This window comes from Clostridium oceanicum (assembly GCF_039521385.1).
Lineage (GTDB): Bacteria > Bacillota > Clostridia > Clostridiales > Clostridiaceae > Clostridium_F > Clostridium_F oceanicum.
The window spans coordinates 1-25349 of record NZ_BAAACG010000001.1 but is presented as its reverse complement, the minus strand read 5'-3'; the positions used below and the strand labels follow the sequence as shown (position 1 = coordinate 25349).

Here is a 25349-nt window from a genome sequence, read left to right as displayed (position 1 = left end):
ATTTTTTATTAAATATATAATTTTGGTTCTCATTCTATTTATATAAAGATTTATAACTACTTAATTTCATTAGAATATATTGCAAATTTCACAAAACTTTAAAATTATATTATTAAACCTAAATGTAATTATAAATTCAATAAATTAACTATCTTTTAACATAATGATTTTGAACTATTCCATCAAAAGCCTTACTTTCTTTTAATTTTAATTTTATTTCTCTTTCATTTTCTTTAAATAATGGTATTCCAGAACCTAAAACTATTGGCATAACTGCAATTATATACTCATCTACTAAATCTTCTTTAATAAATGAATCTAGTATATTAGCTCCTCCTATTAACCAAATATCTTTACCTTCTTTAGATTTTAATTTTTCTATTAAGGATTTTGGATCTTCATTAGTAAAGGTTACATTTTCATCATTTCTAAGATCTTTTCTAGTATAAACATATCCTTTAGTTCCTTTATAAGGATATTCTCCCCATCCCATTATTTGTGAATAAGTTTTATTTCCCATAATTACTGTATCTATATTTTTATAAAAATCATTATACCCAATATCTATTCCTGGTTCACTTCCATCACCTTTTAAAAAATCAACCTCTCCGCTCTTTCTTGCTATGTATCCATCTAAACTTGTAGCAATATATAAAATTACTTTTCTATTCATAAGTTCTCATCCTCTTTTTCATAAAATAATTTATTACTTTTAATTTCATAAATCGCATTCTAATGCTATTAGTTTTAGTAAATATTTTATTCCTATACTATTTAAATAACATTCAAATAATATTTTTAGTCATTATATTCTGTTTTTTCAAAAATACCTTTACTACAAACTAATAAAATAGCTGATACTATAAGATTGTAAACTATCAAAACTGCATAAGACAAAAGTTTCATTATATAAACATATTTATAAACATAGTAAATAATTAAAAATCCTGCAATTCCTGGTGATATTATTAAAATTACAATTAAAAAGCTTAAAAGTGATCCTAAAGTTTTACTATACATTCCAAACAGTCTTTTAGAAAGTACATTTCCATAAATATATATAGCTCCAATACTTGTATAACTCAATATACAAAGTAATATTACTATAGGATTAGTTTTAAATATAATCCCAACTGTTAAAAATAAAGCTACTCCATTCACAAAATTTTTTATGTTATCTGCAAGGGTAGAATAAAATAATTTACTCCAGGATTCTTCTGGCATTAGATATATGTATGGCTTTTTAAGTTCTTCATTCCATTTTCCTTGAGGTGTTGAAAATAGCAACATATACGCCATAAACATAAGCAATACATTTATATTATTACTTTTTGAAATAAAACAAAATCCTACTCCTACTATAACCATAAATAAAGTAACTTTATTTACAAATAATATTCCAACTTTTTTATATTCAAGAAGTTGCCTATGAAATATAGCTTTTGCGCCTTGTCCTTTATATTGATTTTTAACTTTTCTAACTTTTTTAGGGGAAAACATTATATTTTTCCCTTCTTTTGCCGCTTTAAGACTACTTTCAAGATATTCTGTTCCACTTAAAACATCTTCATAAAAGTCAAGTTCTGTTTTATATAGTAAGAGTAAAATGGCTGCTACAAATATTACTATCAAACACAAGTATATGGTAAAAGTTAAATCTATGCCATTTATTGCTGCATTAAAAAATCCTTGAATCCACCCTACATAAGGTATATATGTATAATAGTGATTATTAAATACAAAGGATAACCCATTTTTTAAACTTCCTCCTTTATATACACCATATAATAGAATTAATACAAGTAAACCCATTATACTATTAATCACTTTTTCTACTACTTTTTTATGTTTCGTAGATTTACATGCCACTGAATACAAAAACATATTTATAATTGAAAGAGAAAATATGTATATGAAAAGTCCTATAAATAATACCCAAAGCCCATAACTTTTCATAGGAAAGACACGTCTCATAGTTGGTATCTGAAATGCTACTATTAACAATAAAAGTAGTACCCCTTTCATATCCTTTAAAAATCCATAAGTTAATACTTTTCTAGCCGATATTGGACCTGTAAATACTAAATTTACATCTGCCATTCTAAAAGAACTTGACCCATTTTTAAGAGCAGATTTTAAATTTAAAAATAAAAAACCTAAAATAATTCCTCCTATAATAATAGAGTACATTTCTTTTGAAATAAAACCACTTGTTTTAGGAGGTGGTCCAAATATAGAACTTATTACTGCATATCCAAAGAGAAAGGCATAAAATATAAAAACTACTAAAGCTCCCTTATTATACCTAAGATTCTTTATATAATTTTTAATACTTTTTCTTATTATATAAAATAAAGGTTTCATCACTATTCCTCCGTAACTTCAAAGAAAATTTCTTCTAAAGATTCATTTTTCTCTTTTAACTCTTCTCTTGTTCTTGATAAAACTATCTTCCCCTTACTCATAATAAGAGCCTTGTCCCACAATTCTTCAATACTATCTATTATATGGGTACTAATTATTACACTGCACCCTTTTTCTTTTAATGTTAAAAAAATTCTCTTAAGCTCTTTTATAGCTTTAGGATCAAGACCTATCATAGGCTCATCAAATAATACAACCTTAGGATTTATAAGAAGTCCACAACATACACTAACCTTTTGCTGCATACCTTTAGACAGTTCTTTACCTAATTTATCTTTCTTATCATAAAGATCAAATTCTTTTAAAAGTTCTTCTGCTTTTTCTTTATAGTTTTTTATTTTATAAGTTTTTGCTATATATTCTAAGTGTTCATACACTGTAAGAAGCTCATATAATGAAGGTGTTTCTGGTATGTATGCAAATATTTTTTTAGCTTCCACACTTTTATTTTTATAACCACATATTTCTATTTCTCCATCATATCTTAATAACCCTGTTATACATTTAATTGTTGTACTTTTTCCTGCACCATTAGGCCCAAGAAGTACTGCTATTTCTCCATCATTTACTTCAATATTCAAATTATCAACTGCTACAACTTTATTATATTTCTTTGTAAGATTAGATATTGTTAACACTAAATTCATCTCCTTTTGTAAAATATAGATTTAAAATAACCAAATCTACACACATAAATATAGATTATTAATAAATAGTTCATTTTTTACAAATTATACTAGATTTATTTATATTTTTCAATAAAACAATTGATGTTATGGTTAATATTTACATTAATATGTGAATATTTTCTTTATCTATCTCTAAAAGAAAAGCTTTTCTATACTAATTTTAACATTATACTCCATATAATATCTCAATATTTTTAAATTAAATATAAATAAAAATTTTATTTCTTTTAATTTTACTTAATCTATAAAAATACAAAAGACCAATGCATTACATACATCAGTCTTTTAATTAAATTAATATATTATAATAAAAACTATATCATTAAAGTTTCTTTTTTATAAAATTACTAACTACTATTTACTACAAGCTATAGAAAGCATTACATCATCAGCTTTATAGAATCCATCTTTACATAACATTCCAAGATTATTTATTGTATCTTCAACAGAACTTCCTATAATTCCTGTATTATTAGGAACTATTATATCATTTAAAGCTAAATAAGCTGATATAACTGCTTCAGATGCTGATGTTGAAAGCTTTATAGCACAACTACCTTTAGCTCCATCACATACCATTCCTGTAAGATTTGCAAGCATATTTGAAATAGCACCTTCTATTTCCTTATCTTTGCCACCTAAGAGCCATGTTATTCCTGCCGTAGCCCCTATTCCTGCTGCTATAGCACAACCACAAATTGCAGATAATTTTCCTGTATATTTTTTTACAAAGTTATTTACTACATGACCAAAAAATACTGCCCTTAAAAGTTTTTCTTTGGAAGCTTTTATATCTTCTGCTACTACAGTAATAGGTATAATTACACCTAATCCTTGATTTCCGCTTCCTCCACTTGTCATTATAGGACACATTCCTCCACTCATTCTAATATCTGCACCTGCAGCAGTCAAAATTCTTGCTAGAGTTGCTGAATCTTTACCTATTTTTCCTTCTTTTTGTAACTTTAAAAGAGATGCTCCTAAAGTTAAGCCTTGCTCTCTTTCTAATCCTTCCTTTGAAGCCTTTTTATTCATATCTATTCCATCTATTATAAAATCCAATTTTTCTATATTAATGTCTTCTGAAATTTCTCTAAGCTCTTTTAAAGTGATGTCTTTCATAAAATTGCAATCTTTGTTATCTTCTTTACCTTCTTCTTTTTTTTCAAATACTATCTTACCATTTACAATAATTTTTACTATGTTAGTATGTCCGCCTTTTAAAAACACAGTAACTTCTTCATCTTTTCCCTTTAAAATAGCTTCTACAAAAACAGGATCAGTATTTTCAATAGTATCTAAGACTACTTCTCCTCTATTTATCATTCCTTTAGCTTCTTTTAAGTAATCATCATTTACATTTTTAAAAACAAATAACCCTTCTTCTGGATCTCCGCATATACCTCCAAGAGCACCAGCAACATCCAAACCACAAACTTCTGTATTTGGTATAGTAACTGATTTACCATTTTTAAATATATTCTTACTTACTTTTAAATCTATTTTTAGAATTTCACCTTTAACATATTTTCTGCCTGCAGCTACAGTAAAAGCTACTGCTACAGGCTCAGTACAGCCTATAGCTGGTTTAGTTTCATTTTTTATTAACTCAAGTAATTCATCAGTTATTTCTTTCTTTGATAGCTTTAACATCTTAAATACACTCCCCCATAAATTTTAATGCTCTACATATATTACCTAGCAATAAATATGCCAAAGTTTTCAAATTATACTTTCAGTTACCTCAAACCCCTTAAACTTCACTATTTATTTATTATTTTTTTAATTTTCAATAAAAAAGTAACCATATTATTTTTTGCATTTTTGCAAAATTCAATATGGTTACTTATATATTTTAACTCTTCATACATTCAGATTAAGGTTTTTTGCACTATTGCAAAAAAAATTCTCATTTTTGCAAATTGTATTTTTTCAATTTTCTATATAAAGTAGACAAATTAATATTTAATTCTTTAGCAATTCTTTCTTTTCCTTTTCCATCTTCACCATATTCATCTATCATTGATATTAATAAGCCTTTTTCATACTGACAAATTCTATCTTGAAGACTTCTATTATTTTTTCTTTTTTCTCTCAATCTTTTAAAACATTTTGGTAACTGCTCATTATATATTACATTTTCTTTTGTAGTATTTACTATATATTCTATTACATTTTCAAGTTCTCTTATGTTTCCAGGCCAATCATAATTTCTAAAACTATCTTTTACTTCCTCTGAAAGTTCCTTTGTATATAAATTATATCTTATACAAAACTTATTCATAAGACATTCACTAAGTAATATTATATCTTCTCCTCTATCCTTAAGACTAGGAAGATAAATGGGAATTACATTTAATCTATAATACAAATCTTCTCTAAATTGTATGTTTTTAACCATGCTTTCAAGATCTCTATTGGTAGCGGCTATTATTCTAACATCCACACAAATTTCTTCTTTACCACCAATTTTAGTAAAACTTTGTTCTTGAAGTACCCTTAATATTTTAGGTTGAAGATGCAATGGTAAATCTCCTATTTCATCTAAAAATATAGTTCCTCCATTTGCAAGTTCAAATTTCCCCATCTGTCCTTCTCTTTTAGCTCCTGTAAAAGCACCTCCTTCATATCCAAAGAATTCACTTTCTAATAAATTATCTGGAATAGAAGCACAATTTACTGCTATAAAAGGAGCATCACATCTTTCACTTTCAAAATGTATAGCCCTTGCAAATAGTTCCTTACCTGTGCCACTTTCTCCTCTTAAAAGTACTGTAGAATCAGTTTTAGCAATATTTTTAGAAATAAGTTTTACATTTTTTATGCTATTACTATTTCCTAATATATCTTCAAATTCTACAATTTTACTGCTAGCAAAAAGTTTATAAGCAGCTTGTACTTCATAGCTTTTTTTATTAAATTCTATTATATTACTTACTCTTTCACCTTTAAATATAATTGGGCTACTCTTAATCAAAAAACTTTGATTTTTATGATGAATACTTATTCTCTTTCCTTTATATTCTTTATTTAAAAATTTGGTATTAAAATTTGAAAGTATCTCTTTGATATTTGTATTTACTAATGTTTTTTCTTTAATACCTAAAAGTCTTTTTCCTTTCTGATTGATATATTTTAAAACTCCATTGTTGTCCACGCAAATTATTCCATCACTTAAGCTATCTATTATATGATTAGTTTCTTCCGTTTGAATCTCTAATTTCTTTATAGTAGCATTATAAATAATATTTCCTACAATAAGGGTACTTAATCTATTTAAAAATGTTATCATAGAATTAAATTCTTCAGATATTACATTAAGTTGCTTTTCATTAAAAATATTTATACCGATTACCCCTATTACTTCATCATTCATTATTATTGGATAACCAATAGTTGCATATTCTGTGCATCTATCCTTTGCTTCACAATTTTCACATACAGATGGATTTATCTTCTTTTGATTATCTTTTAAATATCTTTTTATATGATTAGGTTTCTTTTCTTTTATAACTAATTCAAATAAACATTTGCCAGGTATTTTATTTCCTATAAGTTTCTTATACTTACCAGTTGCTGCAATTCTATTAAAATTCTTATCAATTATAGTAACATCAACTTTTAAAACTGTAGCTATAGCTTCAGCTACCTCTTGAACAGAATCCTTTATATTATTTAAAGACACACTTATTCGTTACATAAAGCATTAAGTATTCATATACTTTAACAATTATATATCTATTTAAAATTTATAATTTAGTTTTATTAAAGGATTAATATTCCTTTTAAATATACTAATTAGCTTTAATGTAACTCCTCCTCCCTTTACTAATTTTTTTAAAAAAACAATTACTCTTATCTAATAGTTACATTATAAAGATTGATAACTATTTATTATCTCTAGAATCTTTTAAACTTTTATCTTCATATTTATCATCTTTTTAAATTTCACCCTTTATATTATATCTGTATTAAAATGTAACAAATTCATTTTTCTATTAATATAATTATACCCTAAAGCTTGTACCTACACTACTAAAGATTTAATTTACAAATATTAAAAGTTAATAATAACTTTTAAATATTGTAATTTTATATTTTTATATAAAACTTAAAAAGTCTCTTAACTATTATCTAAGGTATATCTTCTTTACAGATTTTTAACATTATGTATCTGTTTTCATTTTAAAATTTTGTTGACAACCAGTTTGAAAAGTTATATTATGTAGTTAAGTTAAATATTACTATTTTATTAAGAGGGAGTAGTATAAAATATAACATCAACATTCCCGGTTGGTTTTCTAACCTGGTGTTATATACCAAATTTTGGTTACAAGACTTTTAATATAGTTCTTCAATGTTTTGAGAATTATATTAAGGGTCTTTTTTGTTTGTCATAAGCTATTTACAAATTTTAGGTATTTTACAAATAGCAAATTAATGCAAATAAATAAGTAACTATATGAATACCAATCTACCTTTTAAATATTAACTTTAATTATCTTTAATTAAAAGGAAACTTTTTTAAATAAATACTTAAAGCATTCTAATTTTAAAACTAAAGGAGGAAACTTTAATGGAAAAGTATTTTCAAAAATCTATTGAAGAAACTTTAGATCATTTTAACGTAGATAAAACTGGTTTAGATTCTTCAAAGATACAAAAAGAGCGAGAAAAATATGGGTACAATGAATTAGTAAAAGCAAAAAAGAAAAGTACATTTAAGGTATTTTTAGAACAATTCAAAGATTTTCTAGTAATTATACTTATAATAGCTGGAATAGTGTCTATGATGACTGGAAGTGTTGAGAGCACTATCGTAATATTTGCTGTTATCACATTAAATGCAGTACTAGGTACAGTCCAACATGTAAAAACTGAACAATCACTAGAAAGTTTAAAAAAACTATCCTCTCCCCATGCTAAAGTTGTACGTGATGGTAAAAAAATTGAAATACTATCAAAAGATTTAGTACCTGGTGATATTCTTATATTAGAAGCTGGTGATTCAGTACCTGCTGACGGAAGAATAATTGAAAACTACTCTGTTCAAGTTAATGAAAGTTCTTTAACTGGTGAATCTGAAAGCGTTCTTAAAACTTCTGATATTATATCAAAAGATGAAATTGCTCTTGGCGATCAAAAGAATATGATATTTTCTGGTAGTTTTGTTACATACGGAAGAGCTATTATAGTAGTTACTGCAACTGGTATGAAAACTGAAATTGGTAAAATTGCTTCACTTATGGAAAACACAGAGGAAAAGAAAACTCCTCTTCAAGTTAGCTTAGATAACTTTGGTAAAAAACTTTCTATGATAATTTTAATAATATCAGCTTTAATTTTCCTTTTGGACCTTTATAGAGGTGCCACTATTATAAACTCTTTAATGTTTGCTATAGCATTAGCTGTAGCTGCAATTCCTGAAGCTTTAAGTTCAATTGTAACCATCGTACTTGCAATTGGGACTCAAAAAATGGCTAAAGAAAATGCTATTGTAAAAAAACTAAAAGCTGTAGAAGGTTTAGGTTGTGTTTCTGTTATATGTTCTGATAAAACAGGAACCCTTACTCAAAACAAAATGACAGTACAAAAAATATATACAGATAATAAAGTATTTAATCATAATGAATTTGATTTAAAAGACAACATACAAAACTTCTTAATGAAATCTTCTATTCTTTGTAATGACTCAACTTTTCAACAGGGCAAAAAAATAGGTGATCCTACAGAAATCGCTTTTGTAGAACTTGGGAAAGATTATTCATTAGATGAACTTAAATTAAGATCTCAATATGAAAGACTTTCTGAAATACCTTTTGATTCAAATAGAAAACTTATGAGTACATCCCATAAAATTAATGGTAAGCACCTTATGATTACAAAAGGTGCTGTTGACGTACTTCTAAAAAGGATAAAATACATAAAAACATCTGATGGTATACGAGAATTTACAAACAAAGATAAAGAAAAAGTTGAAAATACAAATTATGAATTTTCACAAAAGGGCTTAAGAGTTTTAGCCTTTGCTTATAAAGAAATAAATGAAAATAAAGATCTTTCTGTAGATGACGAAAACAGCTACACATTTTTAGGATTAATTTCAATGATTGATCCACCACGAGAAGAATCATTTAAAGCTGTCAAAGAATGTATTAAAGCTGGAATTAAACCTGTAATGATAACTGGAGATCATAAAATAACTGCATCTTCTATAGCTTCTCAAATTGGAATATTAAGAAATGGAGATGAAGCAATAGAAGGCATTGAACTTAATAACATGAGTGATGAAGAGTTAAGAGAAAGAGTTCAAAACATTTCAGTATATGCTAGAGTTTCTCCAGAACATAAAATAAGGATAGTAAAAGCATGGCAAGAAAAAAATAAAATTGTTGCTATGACAGGTGACGGTGTTAATGATGCTCCTGCACTAAAACAAGCTGACATTGGTATTGCAATGGGTATAACTGGTACAGAAGTTTCTAAAAATGCTGCTTCAATGATTTTAACAGATGATAACTTTGCAACTATTGTTAAATCTATTGCTAATGGTAGAAGTATGTATGCTAACATAAAAAATTCTATAAGATTCTTGCTTTCTGGAAACACTGCTGGTATTTTATCCGTATTGTATGCTTCATTAATGGCTCTACCGGTACCTTTTGCCGCTGTACATCTTTTATTTATAAACTTACTTACAGATAGTTTACCTGCTATAGCAATTGGTGTTGAAAATACTAAGAGTAACTTATTAAATGAAAAACCTAGAGATATAGACGAACCTATTCTCACTAATGATTTCTTAAAAGCTATAACTGTAGAGGGTATTTTAATAACTATATTTACTATGATAGCTTTCCATATAGGGTTATCTAATATGGGAACAGAACTTGGAATGACTATGGCCTTTGCAACTTTATGTTTAGGTAGATTATTTCATGGATTTAACTGTAGATGTAAAAATTCTATATTTAAAATTGGATTATTTTCTAATAAGTATACCTGGATGGCATTTATAACTGGATTCATATTATTAAATTCAGTATTATCTTTCAATCCTTTAAAGAAACTATTTGAAATTGCTCCTCTTAATGTAGAACATTTTGCATGGATATATATATTAGCTTTTTTACCTACAGTAATAATTCAAGCTTATAAACTTGCAGTTAATGATAGGGTAAAATTAAATAAATCACTAACAAAAGAATTTAAAGCTTAAAATATATATTAAAAAACCTACCTTATATAATTAAATTAAGGTAGGTTTTTAATCTATTTAACTATCAAATCTAATGCATGTTTTAAATCCTCTATAATATCCTCAGAATCTTCAAGTCCAACAGATAATCTTACAAGACCTTCACTTATACCTGCAGCTTTTCTTTCTTCAGCTGTGTATGGTGAATGAGTCATTGAAGCTGGATGTTGAATCAATGTTTCTGAATCTCCAAGACTTACAGCTAAAGTTGATAAATTCACATTATTCATAACAACTTTACCTTCTTCTAATCCTCCTTTTAATTCAAAAGAAATCATAGCACCTTTTAATTTCATTTGTTTTTTACTCAATTCATAATATTTAAAACTTTCAAGTCCTGGATAATAAACCTTTTCTACTGCTTTATGTCCTTCTAAAAATTTAGCTACTTTCATTGCATTACTACAATGTTTTTCCATTCTTATTTGTAATGTTTTAAGTCCTCTTATTATAAGATATGCTTCAAATGGACCAAGAACTGATCCTGTCATATCTTTAATTCCAAATAACCTTACTTGACTTATAAAATCCTTTTTACCTACTACAAAACCTGCTACTACATCCCCATGACCATTTAAATATTTTGTAGCAGAGTGAACTACTACATCTGCTCCTAAATTTAAAGGTTTTTGTATATAAGGAGTACAAAATGTATTATCTACAAATACTAAACTATCTTTGTTATTACTATGAGATAACTCTGAAATTTTTTGAATATCTGTTATTTTTAAAGTTGGATTTGCCGGTGTTTCTAAATAAACTACTCTAGTATTAGGTTTTAAAGCTTTTTTAACTTCTTCTAAATTTGACATATCAACAAAAGTTACATCTATTCCGAATTTTGTAACACCATGATTTAAAAGAGAAAACGTACAACCATATAAGGTATCAGATGCAACTACATGATCACCAGCTTTAAGTGCTGTCCATAGTGCTGAGGATATAGCACCAATACCTGACGCTGCCGATACACAAGCTTCACCATCTTCAAGAAGTGCTATTTTTTCTTCTGCTTGTATGCATGTAGGATTACCTAATCTTGAATATATAAATCCTTCTTCTTCTCCTGCAAATCTTTTTCCACCTTGCTCTGCAGAATCAAATATAAAAGTAGATGTTTGATAAATAGGAGTTGCTAAAGATCCATATTGTTTATCCTTTATGCTGCCTCCATGAATTGATTTAGTAGCAAACCCCATTTTATCGATATTTTTCATATAAAATCCTCCTCTATATGTTTAATTTAGAATTTATAAATATCTTTTGTAAACAAACTTAATTTAGAGTGAAATTCATATAGTAGTAGTATAATTTATATTATTTTTATTAAACCTTATAATATTAAAATTATTTTTATATCATGTGATGAGACTTATACTATTTTCTTCTTAAGAATTTTTATGATAGGATTGTTCTTTTATATATAGTTATATAAATCTTACTTAATATAACTATAAAGTTAAGATTATATCTTTAAATGTATAAACTATTTTATATAATTAATACAACATGAAGATTATAACATTTAATATAAAATTTAACAATGTGTTTAAGAAAATTCTTAACCGGTTTAAACTGAATTAAAAAATTCAGTTTATAAGCTCTTTTATTTCTTCTAAACTTAAACCAGTAATTTTATATATTATATCTAAATCCATGTCCATAGCTAATAAATTTGTTATAATTTTAATTTGAGATTGTTTTCTACCAATTTTTATCCCTTGTTTTTTACCTTCTTCCATAGCTTTTTTTAAACTTTCTTCTATTTCCTTATTTGTCAGATTCATTTTATCATCAAAGTATTTTTCTTTGCACTCCATTTTATCAACTCCTTAAAATTCTGTTGTTATTAGTAGACTGCTTTTTTTTCTTTTAACAAGTATATGTATTTAATAATTCATTATTTAACATATATACTTATCAAACTTGCATTTTGATTAAAATTTAATATAATCTGATTAAAGAAAACTACTTGTACTATTTTATTATATATCAAAAATGTATTCTTTTTCATTACATTTAATAAAAAAATAATAGTTTTTATTTAATAATCTAAATATAAAAGCATCAGTTTTTTAAAAATTTCGTTATCTAGAATATTTTATTTTTTATTATAAATCTAAATAAAAGAAATATATATATTTCAATAATAAAATTTTACATGACCTCTTATTTATCTTTACTTAATAAAATTATAATTTATTAAATAATAAAAAACGCTATATCCTATTTATGATAAGCGTCAAGAAAAATCACCTTATTATTCTTATTTATATGTTTATTATCAGCAAATATCCATTTTTTAACATAGAAAATGGATAGGGTAAACAGTACTGAAAATATAGTAAATCCACAACTATTACTGAATACACCTACTAAAGTACTTAATATAGTAGTTATTGTTTTAGCTAGAAATACTTTTTTTAATAAAAATGCTAAAATTACTAAAGATAACATCAATAGTCCTTCTATCTCCATATAAAACACCTCTATTTATTTTCACATGCATTATAACTATTCTATATAATTGCAGCTATTACCTTTTTTATCCAATATGTTTTATATCTATTTTACTAATAAAAAAATTTACAATAACCTAAGTTCTACATTTGAAAAAAATATTTTTCTATCTTCTACTTCTAAAAATCCTTTAAATTCCTACTAGAAAATCATAGGATTTATATATACTATTTTAAATTTTGAATTTTAATCTTCTATGCTAAAAAAATATAGGCAAAAAATAAAACACACGTATTACCGAATTTAATCAGTAAAACGTGTGTTAATTTAATATAGTTTTATACTATTTATTCATTCCTTCTTCTATAGCAACGGCTACAGCAACTGAAGCACCAACCATTGGGTTGTTACCCATTCCGATCAATCCCATCATTTCAACGTGAGCTGGAACTGATGATGATCCTGCAAATTGAGCATCTGAATGCATTCTTCCCATAGTATCTGTCATACCATAAGAAGCTGGACCTGCTGCCATGTTATCTGGGTGAAGAGTTCTTCCAGTACCACCACCGGATGCAACTGAGAAGTATTTTTTACCCATGTTAACACATTCTTTTTTGTATGTTCCTGCAACTGGATGTTGGAATCTTGTTGGGTTAGTTGAGTTACCAGTTATTGATACATCAACGCCCTCTTTGTGCATTATTTTAACACCTTCTCTAACATCATCTGAACCATAGCATTTAACTTTAGCTCTTGGTCCTTTTGAGAAAGGAACTTCTCTAACTACTTCAAGTTCACTAGTATAGTAGTCAAATTTAGTTTCAACATATGTAAATCCATTAATTCTTGAAATTATATATGCAGCATCTTTTCCAAGACCGTTTAATATAACTCTTAATGGCTCTTTTCTAACTCTGTTAGCTTTTTCAGCTATTTTTATAGCACCTTCAGCAGCAGCAAAAGATTCATGTCCTGCTAAAAATGCAAAACATTTAGTTTCTTCTCTTAAAAGCATAGCTGCTAAGTTACCATGTCCTAAACCAACTTTTCTGTCATCTGCAACTGATCCTGGGATACAAAAAGCTTGAAGACCTTCTCCTAAAACTTCAGCAGCATCAGCAGCTTTAGTACATCCTTTTTTTATAGCTATTGCAGCACCTAATGTGTATGCCCAACAAGCATTTTCAAAGCATATTGGTTGAGTTGATTTAACGATATCGTAAACGTTAATTCCTTTTTCATCACATATTGCTTTAGCTTCTTCTATATTTTTCATACCATACTTTTCAAGTACAGGAGTTATTTGATCAATTCTTCTTTCATAACTTTCAAATAGTGCCATTTCATTCTTCCTCCTTATATATTATTCGTGTCTTGGATCTATAACTTTTACAGCATCATCAAATCTACCATATTGTCCAGTAGCTTTTTCTTTAGCTTCGTTAGCATCCATTCCTTTTCCTATCATTTCCATCATTTTTCCAAGATGAACAAATTTATATCCTATAACTTCATCATTTTCATCTAAAGCTACATTTGTAACATAACCTTCAGCCATTTCTAAATATCTAGTACCTTTAGCTTTTGTTCCATACATAGTACCAACTTGGCTTCTTAAGCCTTTTCCTAAGTCTTCAAGACCTGCTCCTATTGGTAGACCACCTTCTGAGAAAGCAGTTTGAGTTCTTCCGTATACTATTTGTAAAAATAGTTCTCTCATTGCTGTGTTTATAGCATCACAAACTAAGTCTGTGTTTAATGCTTCAAGAATAGTTTTTCCTGGAAGTATTTCTGATGCCATTGCTGCTGAGTGAGTCATTCCTGAACATCCTATTGTTTCAACTAAAGCTTCTTGTATAATACCATCTTTAACATTTAAAGTAAGTTTACAAGCACCTTGTTGTGGAGCACACCAACCTATACCATGTGTTAATCCTGATATATCTTTTACCTCTTTTGCGCGAACCCATTTTCCTTCTTCTGGAATTGGAGCTGATTGATGATTTGCTCCTTTAGTTATAGGGCACATTCTCTCAACTTCTGTTGAATAAATCATATTTTGTTCTCCTTCCTGTATTTAAATGAATTATTACTATAATAAATTATATTATTATAATTTTTACTGTATACACCTTTAGGACCCACAGGGACTTTTAAGTTCCCACTATAAGCATGATCCTATTTGTCATTTTTCCTGACTATTCTATTGTAATAAATATACTCCATTAGTACAATAACATTTCAACAAAAAAATTGTAATTAAAACATTTACATAATAATTTTTTTGGATAAAATACATATTAAATTGATATTTTTAGGATTAATTACAATATATGTATTTATTTTTATGTAAGTTAAAAAGAAAAATTATATAATTTAGGATTTAAAATTCTATAACTTTTATAACAAATTTTTAAATCAATCTTAAAAACAAATAATTTAGTATTAATTTTATATAATTTTTATAACTTTATATTTTTTTATATATTATATTTAAAATTCCTGTTTCTTTATCTTCTAAAATTTTTGCTTCAACTTCATATAGGTTTTTTATTAGTTTTGATGTTAAAACTTCTTTTGGTGTGCCATATGCTATAATTTCGCCTTTTTTTATAGCATATATTTTATCACAATAAAGAGCAGCTATATTAAGATCATGAATAGCTGATATTACTGTAAGTCCTAAATTTTTAACCCTAGACATAAATTGAAGCTGATTTTTTATATCTAGATGATTTGTCGGTTCATCTAAAACAATACATTCTGTTTTTTGTGCTAAAGCTCTAGCAAGAATTATCCTTTGTTTTTCTCCTCCAGATAATGTTTCAAAACTTCTTTTCTCGTAATCTAACATCCCTACCTTTTGTAAAGATTCTCTCATAATTTCATAATCTAATTCATTATCTTTTTCTATAAACTTTTTGTGTGGAGCTCTTCCCATAAGAACCATATCTGATACTTTAAAATCAAAATTATAATTATTTTCTTGAGATACTACTGCCATTTTTTTAGCATTTTCTTTCATGGAAATTTTATTTATATTAGTTTCATCTATATATATAGTTCCCTTAAATGGTTTTAAAATTCTATATATGCATTTTAAAAATGTACTTTTCCCACTACCATTAGGCCCTATTATTCCTACAAATTCTTTTTCTTTCACATGAATATCTATACCTTTTAAAACATGTTTTTCACCTAAATATGCCTCTATATCTAAAGTTTTTAATTCCATTAAGCCTCACCTCCAAAACCATAGGATTTACTTATCATAAGATATACAAAACATGGAGCACCTATCATAGAAATTAATATTCCTATTGGAAGTTCACTTCCTCTTATTATTATTCTTGATAAAACATCTGCCCATACTAAAAATATTGAACCTATTAATGCAGATATTATTATAATTCTTTTATGATCTGTACCAAATATCATTCTTGAAATATGGGGAACTATAAGGCCAACGAATCCTATAACCCCTGATGAATATACTATAAATCCAATAATTATAGAGGTAAGTAATAAATATATTTGTCTATATTTATGTAAATCTGTTCCTAATGTTATAGAAACTTCGTCTCCAAGAAGCATTAAATTTAATGTTCTATACTGAGTTATAAAAAACACTGTTATAATTATTATTAGAGGAATAATTACTTTTAAGTTTCCCCATTTTGCACCAGCAAAACTCCCCATAAGCCAATATGCTATGCTTTGTATTCCTTCCTTATCACCGGCAAAATATATAATAAAACTTGAAAATGCTGAACATACAGTACTTAATGCCATCCCTGCTAATAAAAGTTTCGTTGTATTTGCCCTTCCTTTTATATTTGCAAGTATCATTACCAAAATAGATACTATAAAAGCTCCTATAAAAGCAGATACACCTACATAATTACTTCCAAAAAAAGTTCCTACCCCAAGCATAATAGAAAGTGTAGCTCCAAGTGATGCTCCTGATGAAACCCCAAGTATATAAGGATCTGCAAGAGGATTTTTTACAATTGCCTGCATAACTACTCCGCAAACAGAAAGCCCTATTCCTACAACAACTGCTAAAATAATTCTTGGAAGCCTTATAATCCATACAATATCATGAATAGGTCCCTTTGATAAATTTTCTGAACTACCAATACCAAAGATTTTAAATATTATAATTTCATAAACGTCCTTTATAGATATATGAAAGGACCCAATAGTTACTGTTAAAAGTACTGAAAATATAAGTATAATTAAAAGTAAAATAGAAACAACTATATAAGTAGGGTTTGCTTTTAGCAAACCCTTTTTAATATTATTTTTACTCATTTACTTAGCATCCTTTAAATCTTTATACAAACCTTTTGTTATTGTTTTTATTCCATCTAAAGTTCTTATTCCACTTGAATAAACTTCACTTAACATTATAGGGTTAACTCTTTTTGATTTTATAGCTGAAACACTTGAAAGTCCTTTATTTTGCAAAAACTTATTTACTGCTGTATTTTTATCAATTTCGTCTCCATAATAAACAGTAAATATTACGTCTGGATTAAGTTTTACTAAATCTTCATTACCTATACTTCCATTTTTATTTGCAACTAAATCTGCTCCAACTTGTTTTGCTACATCTCCACCTATGCTATCTTCACCATATACTCTATATACTCCATCTTTTTCTACTTCTAAAATTACTGTTTTAACCTTTTCTTTTCCTTTTACAAAATCCTTTGCTTTTTTTATTTCTTTTTTCATGTTATCAACTATTTTATTAGCTTTATCCTCTACATTAAATATTTTACCCATATTTAAAATATCATCATATTCATTTTGTAATGTATTAGGCTTTTTAACTCCACTATTTTGTGATATATATGTGTTTATACCTTTTTCATGCCAAAAGTCTACATCTCCAAGTCTTTTTTCTTTAAATAATGAGTACCACCCTAATATAAAATCTGGCTGCATTCCTACAACCTCTTCTTTTGTAGGTCTTTTTTTATAATATTTTAGTTTTTTAAAAGCTTCTTTATATTCTGGTTTAACGTCATGATCTAAAGCTGCTGCTGCAACAATCTTATCCTCCAAGCCTAATCCTAAAAGTGTCTCTACTGAATTTTGATATACTGCTAAAACTTTTTCTGGTGCTTTATCAAATGTTACCTTAATTGGTTTTTTAGCATAATTATAAGTTGTAATTGTTACTGGATAATGAGAATTTTTATCACTCTTCTCTACATTTGTATCATTTTTGCTTTCTTTTTTTGTAGTTTTATTACTACAAGCAGTTACTCCTAAAATTCCTAATACCATAAAAGCTATTAAAAGTATGCTGGTTACCTTCTTTTTCATTTTAAATTCTCCTTTATGTATAATTATTTTAATTTTAACTATTTTAAGTTAATGTGTTCCCTCAATCACTTCTATGTTATAATCTTCAAATATCTTTCTTATTTCCTTAGTTCTTTTCTTTTCACATTTAACGATGCAAACACCTAAATGCAATCTTTCAACTCCTGCTTGTCCTAACTTTTTTGCTATATTAATTAAATTTTCATATGAATTACTTGAACAAGCTTCACAAGTAAAAAATGACACAAGCTCTAAATCTTCATTTTTATAAATACTAAAGCTTTTTTCTACATTATTTAAAGCTTTAAAGCATCCCATAGTTGTACATATTCCATTTATTTTTTCACATACACCAATTGCTATTTTCATATTTCACCTCTTATAATTAAGTTTATTTAATTCAAAAATTGTGAATTTTCGAAATACAGCACTTATAAAACTCTTATTAGGTAATCCCCCTACTTTTTAACCTAATAATTTCACTAATTTTTTTAATTTGATTAATAATAAGAGCCCTTTAATATAAAATTAAAGGGCTCAATAATCGCTTATATATTTTTTATTTTTCACGACCTTGACACCCCCTATCACTCGTAGAGTTTTTAGTGTATTAAAATAGGCAGGTATTCTGGCTCAAGTATCAGCATTTCTACAGCCTTCCCAGTTTCCTAGTGGCAAATATTGTAGAAACTTCTCTATTACAGCGGCGGGACCGCATGGGATTCTAACCCACTTCCCTTTTAATCAGCAGTTATTAAATATCTACTAAACCTATTTCTTAAGTATTTAATTTTTAAACTTACCACAATATACTATACTATAATTATTGAAATTTAAGCAAGTTATTTATTTACAATTTTAAAATATAATCAATATAAATTTAAGTTCTTTCTTTAATCATTTAATAAGATTCCTTTTATAAATCTATATTTAATAAGTTAAAAAACTGCTTATTAATTAATAAGCAGTTTTAAATTATTTTCATTTAATTTTTACAAATATATTTTACATTAAAATCTACAATATCATCTATAATACACTTATTCTAAGTTATTTTATATTTTAATATACTTTACATTAAATCTATTTTTTATTATTATAAACTTTATACTTGTCCATTATTTGAACCACTGAAAGCTGCAGAATATTGATTTTGTGTTGAATATGAAATTGAATTTAATACTCTTTCTCTCTCTTTTAGATTGCCTATTTGAGATACTACAGCATCTTTATAATCATTGAATCCTACTGAACTTTCTATCAAACTTTCTATAGTATTAGAATCTACTACTTTATCTCCAATTCTAATATTTAAACTTTTACTATCATCAAAGTCTTGGATTTTTACTACATCATAATCATGAATTAAAGCTAAGTAATTTTGCTCTTCATTTTCCATAAACACTAAATCATTTATACTAGAAACTCCACTAGTACTATCAAAAATTAGTTTATCCTGAGATTCATAATCTTTAATAGTATCTTTACCAAAATCATTTGAAAAGACAAAATTATCGGCTCCATTTCCACCAGATAAATAGTCGTCTCCTGTACCCCCATTTATAACATCTCTACCATCATTACCATTTAATGTATCTTTACCTTCATCACCATTTAATTCAGTGTCAAAATTCCCAGCAAGTAGAATATCATTTCCTGATCCACCACTTAATATATTAAGCCCTCTTCTATCGCTACCTTGAATAATATCTGAACCTGAATCCCCATAAAGCACATTATAATCTCCACGACCTTTTATATAATCATTTCCATTTCCTCCATGAAGCTCGTTCTTTATTGATCCACCATATCTTCTAAGACTAGTTCTATTAACATTTATAGTATATACTTCATTATCATAATCATGCCAACCATCATAGTCATCTGAAACAAAACTACTCATTCCTGCTATCCTAAAATCTCCCCCTAGAAGCATGTCGTTACCATTATTACCATAAGCCGTTAATGACCCTAATGTACTTTCATCTTCAACTTTTGAAAGTCCTATTACATCATTATTTTCTGTACCTGAAATTTTATTTGTACTCTTTAGTGATCCTTGAAAATAAAGTGATGCTCCTTCTACAGTTGAAAAATCTATATAATTTTCCTTAGCACCGGCTCCTATTATTCTAATTTCTTTAGGTTTTTGGTCTTCATTTAAAACAATATCAGAATCATCTTTCATAGAAATTCTATTATTTTCTTTAGTAAGTCTTATTTCTTCAAAACTCGAAAAACTTAAGTCATAATCTTTCCCATCGCCATTTTTTCTTAGATAACTTAAATTATTATCTTTTACAGAGTACTTAAAATCAAATGTTTGATCATCATTTTCTTTCAAACCAGAAAGATCTAATATATCTGTACCTTCTCCACCATCTGCTCTTACCTTAACTACACTAAGTGCTCCATTATATGCTCTTACAACATCGGAAAATATTGCATCATCATCTCCTGCACTTAGATTAATATTTGGATATACTACATCGGACATAGTTGAAATAACTCTATTATTTATTTCTGGAAACATAGTTTCATATTGTTTTTCCGGATTTGTTAATTCTACCCCACTTAAGTCATCAACTAAATCAAGCCATACTACTGGATTTTGCCACTGGGGATCTACCCTTTCACTATAAATAGGTTCTCTGCCTAAGCCACAAGCTCCCGGTATACAACCACCAGATGTATATCCTGATATATACCTTTCAGTATGTTGTCTTTTAAATTCATTTATAAATGCTTGTAATTGACTTTTATTATAAGATATACGAGTTGCTGTATCTATTACTCTAGGGTTTTTTACTTCTTTACCACTTTCATCTGTTATTACTTTTCTTCCTATACCATAGCCTAAAGAAACAGTATCTAATACTTTTCGTCCTCCTATATTTTTCATTCTAGCTCCTGCGGGAAGTATAGTTAATCCACTAGCTTCTTTTAGTTCAAATACATCACTACCTCTATAATAGGAAAATTCTTCATCTTTCTGTCCTTTAATCATTAAATTTGTATCTATGTTTCTTATATCATACCCACTTCTGTAATCTGCCTCATCACCAAATATTTCTTTAACTTGAGCTGGAGTAAGATATGCTGTTAAAAATTGTGTATGATCTGTATGAGCATTTTGTTTTAAAAAGTTAGCTACATTTTTTAGATTATTCTGAAATTCCGAATCAGAAATAATGTACTGTTTCATCATATTATCAAATGAACCAAATTTATCTCTAAGTTCCTCTGCTGCATCATCTCTTATTGCTTCATTATATATTCCATGAGTTAAATTTATAAGAGGAGTACAATCTAATGAAGCTATTTTATGAAGAGCATCATAAATTATTCTATCTACTTCATTATCTGCAGAATCTTTAAGCTTTTGATACTCTATTGCTGTTTCAACGGATTCAACTGAAGGCAGTAGTGGATTTAAAGCTAAAAAGAAATTTCCTACTGCTCTTCCAACTTCTGCTGGACTTGAATCCGACTTTAAATCTGCAAGTCCACCAGCTGCTGAAACTACTCCTCCTAAGGCACTTATAGCCATTCCAACTACTTCTCCTATAGGTCCTCCTGCTAATCCTACAACATCTCCTGCTGTAGCAATTACTGATCCTACCAAATCCATTATTTCGCTAGGTTTAGCTTCTCCATCTGCTACGTTAGCTATTGCAGAGCCTACCCAGGCTAAATCAGCAGCTATTGCTAATCCTCCTAATATTTTTGCTCCTTTTCCACCATGGGGAGCATCTGGAGTTAATGATTGGCTTGGCAATTTAGGTGGATCTACATTTCCAACGCCTGAACCTAAAGGTCTATATGTGCCTTGAATTCCTGATGTAGCTACTACATCTGAAACACTTCCGTGACCAAAATTTATTCCATTTGGAACATCTGGCACTTTAGGTGGAACAACACCATCAGGATTTAAAGGTCTATATGTACCCCCTGCCATAGGATCTGTAGCTACTATATCTGAAACATCTTTTGATACAAATCTTGTTGATTGAAGAGAATGAGTATCTGTGTCAAAATTATAAGTATATCTATACTTTTGCTCTAACATATTAGAGGTTGTATATTTTTCTCTTAAAGTTTCTAAAAATGATTTTCCATTAGTTAATGATTCTGTCTTAGCTTCTACAAAACTATTTATAAAATTAGCTGTACTAAACATGCTTACAGATACTTGAGATATAAATGAAAATACTTCTGTTGTAGAAGCTCCATCTTCAAAATCCTTTACTGCTTTATAAATTATATTTCCCATTGCTAGCATAGAAACTGGATCTTTCACCCATCTAGAAAGTAGTCCACTTACCTTTATATGAGATTGTCCTGTGGCTTGCGTATGTAGCTGGGTAGCACCTGTTATACCACCATAAATTAATCCTGCAAGTCCAACTCTTTCTCTTCCTGTTAAGTTTTTTATAGCTAACTTATCCTCTTCAGTTAATTCAAATTCCCCAAATAATTTGTCTGCTATCTCATTTGCAAATCTTTCTTGCTCTTCTGTTGCCGTATTAGTTTCAGAAGTTATATACTGCTGAAGACTATCAACTCTTTCTTCTTCTTTATGATACTCATTTTTAATCGTTTCCAAAAATTGCATTAAAATATTTTTATCTGAGTTTTGGTTTGAATCAATACTGCTACCATTGTTGCCACTGTTTAAAAAAGATAACATTTTTATTCTTTCTTCTTGTTGTATTCTTGGAGCTGACTCTATTTGTTGTATATTTAATCCTTCTAAATCCTCAGTATGTTCTGTTGTTGTAAGTAATTTCTGTAGCTGTTCTTGCCTTTTTTGTTCTACTAATCTTTTATGTTCTTCTTCTTTTCTTTGCACTTCTAATCGAGCTTCCTCTTCCTGTCTTCTTCTTTGTTCTGCTTCATAAATTTCTCTTGCTTCTTGGTACCCCTCATAATCGTACATAATGTTTTGTCCCCCCTAATTACAATTAGTATAAATTTAATAAATATAAGTATTATAAGGTATAAACCATCACCTCCTTACCTATTCCTATCTTAATCTAAAAGAATTTTTAACATCTTTGATTCCCGGTATAAAGAAATCTATTATTCTTCTCTCTCCTGTATCTATATCACAAGTTACTGTCATTCCTGGAGAAAACTTCAGTGCTTTACCATTTATATTTATATCTTTTTTACTTAGTTTTATAGATGCTTTATACATAGATTGATTATTTATTTCTACTGCATCGGGAGTTATCTTTGTTATTGTTCCTTCTATAGTTCCATATCTTTGAAAATCAAAAGTATCAAATTTCAATTGAACTTTTTGGTCTTTTGATACAAATCCTATGTCTTTATTTAAAATCATAGCTTCTACTATTAATTCTTTATTTTTAGGAACTATATGCATTATAGGTGCACCTGCTTGCAGCACTCCTCCTACAGTATTTACTGCAGATTTTTGAATTTTACCATCTACTGGGGATTTTATAATTAACTCTTTCATCTGCTTGTTTACCTTTTCTATAGCTTTTTTATGTTCTTCTATAGCATTAAGTACATTAACTGATTCTTTTTCTAATTCCTGTTTATGATTTAATTTATATTTTTCTTTATTATTTTCTTTAATTTTTAGATTGTCTTGTTTATCCTTTATACTCTCCTTTATATTTTCTATTCTATCTTCCGAATTTTTTATTTCACTTTTCTTTCTCTCTATTTCTGATTTTTTATCCTCACCTTTATTAGCATCTTCATTAGCATTAGACTTTTGATTATTTTCTAAATTTTGAAGTTCAATTCTTAATTTAGATAGTTTTCCTTCTTCTTCACTTAATTTCTTTTGAGTTTTAGAAATATCTTCTTTAGAATCATTTATGCCCATATCTGTATTTTCTAAATCAATTGAATATATACTTTCTATAGTTTTGCTATAACCTAACTTTTCAAGTATTAAAGCTTTAGATTCTTTAAACTTTTTTACATCTATATCTGGCTTTTTTCCTTCCTTATAAGCTTGTAAAATATCTTTACTTGTTTTTAAAACTTCTAATTGATTTTCTAGTTTTGATTTATCAGTTTTGAACTGTCCATCATCTATGGTTAAAAGAACCTCTCCTTTTTTAACATCTTCTCCTTCTTTTACATTTATAGATTTAATAGTTCCACCTGTAAGAGATTGCACTATATTTGTATTTCCACTTGGTATAACTTTTCCTCTTGCTGTTGCAACTTCATTTACTTTACTAAAAGACCATATAAATGCTGCTAAAACTATTAAAAAAATAGCCCATATAGAAAATTTACCTAAAGGTGATGCTGGAGTTTCTACTATTTCTATAGCTGAAGGTAAAAATTCTGTTCTAACATTCTTTCTTTTAAATAATTTCATATTATAGCTTCCTCCATTTTTAGTTTCCTAAAATCTTATATGCATAGCTGTTTTTGTTTTAATTGATTTTTTATATTAAATAAACCTATTGATAAAACTTAAAATAAGATAATTATTTTTTAATAAAACTAGTTCAAAAACCATATAAAATCTTACATATTTAATACTGTAAATTAAGAGCTTTGTTGACTAAAAAGATGATGATATAACCCTTTCTTCTCTATAAGATTTTCATGAGAACCTACTTCTACTAAACTGCCTTTATCAAGAACTAATATTCCATCACAATCTTTTATAGTTGAAAGTCTATGAGCAATTATAAAAACTGTACGATTCTTGCATATGTATTTTAAATTATTTTGTATTATCCTTTCAGATTCATAATCTAGTGCTGAAGTTGCTTCATCAAATATTAATATAGATGGATTAGTTATTAAAGCTCTAGCTATTGCTACTCTTTGGCGCTGACCTCCAGATAAGGCTGCTCCTCTTTCTCCAACTTCTGTATCATATCCTTGTGGAAGTGCTAATATAAACTCATGGGCTCCTGCAAGTTTTGCACATCCTACTACTTGCTCCATAGTAGCCTGAGGATAATGTATACATATATTATCTTTTATACTTCCACTAAAAAGACAATTTTCTTGAAGAACAACTCCTATTTGTCGTCTAAGCCAACTTGGATCTGCTAAAGATAAATCTACTCCATCCATGGTTATTTTCCCACTTTCAGGTATATATAATCTTTGCATAAGCTTAGATAACGTACTCTTACCAGAACCTGATCTTCCAACTATTCCAACAACTT

General features: G+C 27.7%; 18 protein-coding genes and 1 riboswitch. Of the genes, 1 reads left to right on the top strand and 17 read right to left on the bottom strand.

What is annotated here, in order from left to right; translation table 11 throughout:
• Positions 1-148: 148 nt before the first annotated feature.
• The 5 genes from ABDZ71_RS00090 to ABDZ71_RS00070 form a co-directional block, all read right to left on the bottom strand.
• A complete protein-coding gene (locus tag ABDZ71_RS00090) occupies positions 149-673 on the bottom strand; it encodes a dihydrofolate reductase family protein (RefSeq protein WP_343757580.1) in 525 nt (174 codons plus the stop codon).
• A gap of 125 nt (positions 674-798) precedes the next feature.
• Complete coding sequence (locus ABDZ71_RS00085) at positions 799-2364, bottom strand: putative ABC exporter domain-containing protein (RefSeq protein WP_343757578.1); 1566 nt, start codon at positions 2362-2364, stop codon at positions 799-801.
• 2 nt (positions 2365-2366) lie between these two features.
• Complete coding sequence (locus ABDZ71_RS00080) at positions 2367-3071, bottom strand: ABC transporter ATP-binding protein (RefSeq protein WP_425544675.1); 705 nt, start codon at positions 3069-3071, stop codon at positions 2367-2369.
• A gap of 396 nt (positions 3072-3467) precedes the next feature.
• On the bottom strand, positions 3468-4766 hold the full coding sequence (locus tag ABDZ71_RS00075) for an L-cysteine desulfidase family protein (protein WP_343757574.1): 1299 nt from the start codon (positions 4764-4766) through the stop codon (positions 3468-3470).
• A 256-nt stretch (positions 4767-5022) separates the two neighbouring features.
• Positions 5023-6798 carry a sigma-54 interaction domain-containing protein gene (locus ABDZ71_RS00070; RefSeq protein ID WP_343757572.1) on the bottom strand — a complete coding sequence of 592 codons (1776 nt, stop codon included), beginning with the start codon at positions 6796-6798 and terminating at the stop codon, positions 5023-5025.
• 891 nt (positions 6799-7689) lie between these two features.
• On the opposite strand from ABDZ71_RS00070, the gene ABDZ71_RS00065 reads away from it, so the two are divergent.
• A complete protein-coding gene (locus ABDZ71_RS00065) occupies positions 7690-10332 on the top strand; it encodes a cation-translocating P-type ATPase (protein WP_343757570.1) in 2643 nt (880 codons plus the stop codon).
• A gap of 53 nt (positions 10333-10385) precedes the next feature.
• On the opposite strand, the gene megL is transcribed toward ABDZ71_RS00065, so the two are convergent.
• The 12 genes from megL to ABDZ71_RS00005 all read right to left on the bottom strand — a co-directional run.
• Positions 10386-11588, bottom strand: coding sequence for a methionine gamma-lyase (gene megL / locus ABDZ71_RS00060; protein WP_343757568.1), 1203 nt, complete (start codon positions 11586-11588; stop codon positions 10386-10388).
• A gap of 372 nt (positions 11589-11960) precedes the next feature.
• A complete protein-coding gene (locus tag ABDZ71_RS00055) occupies positions 11961-12191 on the bottom strand; it encodes an RpnC/YadD family protein (protein WP_343757566.1) in 231 nt (76 codons plus the stop codon).
• 406 nt (positions 12192-12597) lie between these two features.
• Positions 12598-12849: a hypothetical protein gene (locus ABDZ71_RS00050; RefSeq protein ID WP_343757564.1), complete on the bottom strand. Its 252-nt coding sequence runs from the start codon at positions 12847-12849 to the stop codon at positions 12598-12600.
• Between the two features lie 325 nt (positions 12850-13174).
• Positions 13175-14176 carry a GGGtGRT protein gene (locus tag ABDZ71_RS00045; protein WP_343757562.1) on the bottom strand — a complete coding sequence of 334 codons (1002 nt, stop codon included), beginning with the start codon at positions 14174-14176 and terminating at the stop codon, positions 13175-13177.
• Positions 14177-14197: 21 nt separating this feature from the next.
• A complete protein-coding gene (locus ABDZ71_RS00040) occupies positions 14198-14890 on the bottom strand; it encodes an iron-sulfur cluster assembly scaffold protein (RefSeq protein ID WP_343757560.1) in 693 nt (230 codons plus the stop codon).
• 414 nt (positions 14891-15304) lie between these two features.
• Positions 15305-16069 (bottom strand): ABC transporter ATP-binding protein, encoded by a 765-nt coding sequence (locus tag ABDZ71_RS00035; RefSeq protein WP_343757558.1) that lies wholly within the window; start codon positions 16067-16069, stop codon positions 15305-15307.
• Positions 16069-17148 (bottom strand): FecCD family ABC transporter permease, encoded by a 1080-nt coding sequence (locus tag ABDZ71_RS00030; RefSeq protein WP_343757556.1) that lies wholly within the window; start codon positions 17146-17148, stop codon positions 16069-16071. The genes ABDZ71_RS00035 and ABDZ71_RS00030 overlap by 1 nt, the downstream gene beginning before the upstream one ends.
• Entirely contained in the window at positions 17149-18171 is a 1023-nt protein-coding gene (locus ABDZ71_RS00025) for an ABC transporter substrate-binding protein (protein WP_343757554.1), read from the bottom strand. It abuts the gene before it with no gap.
• Positions 18172-18219: 48 nt separating this feature from the next.
• Positions 18220-18540 (bottom strand): CGGC domain-containing protein, encoded by a 321-nt coding sequence (locus ABDZ71_RS00020; RefSeq protein ID WP_343757552.1) that lies wholly within the window; start codon positions 18538-18540, stop codon positions 18220-18222.
• A gap of 232 nt (positions 18541-18772) precedes the next feature.
• Positions 18773-18961: riboswitch (cobalamin riboswitch) on the bottom strand.
• Positions 18962-19276: 315 nt separating this feature from the next.
• Positions 19277-23110, bottom strand: a complete 3834-nt coding sequence (locus ABDZ71_RS00015; protein WP_343757549.1) for a hypothetical protein — start codon at positions 23108-23110, stop codon at positions 19277-19279.
• A gap of 87 nt (positions 23111-23197) precedes the next feature.
• On the bottom strand, positions 23198-24541 hold the full coding sequence (locus tag ABDZ71_RS00010; protein ID WP_343757547.1) for an HlyD family type I secretion periplasmic adaptor subunit: 1344 nt from the start codon (positions 24539-24541) through the stop codon (positions 23198-23200).
• A 173-nt stretch (positions 24542-24714) separates the two neighbouring features.
• The coding region (locus ABDZ71_RS00005) for a peptidase domain-containing ABC transporter (protein WP_343757544.1) at positions 24715-25349 on the bottom strand (635 nt) is incomplete at its 5' end.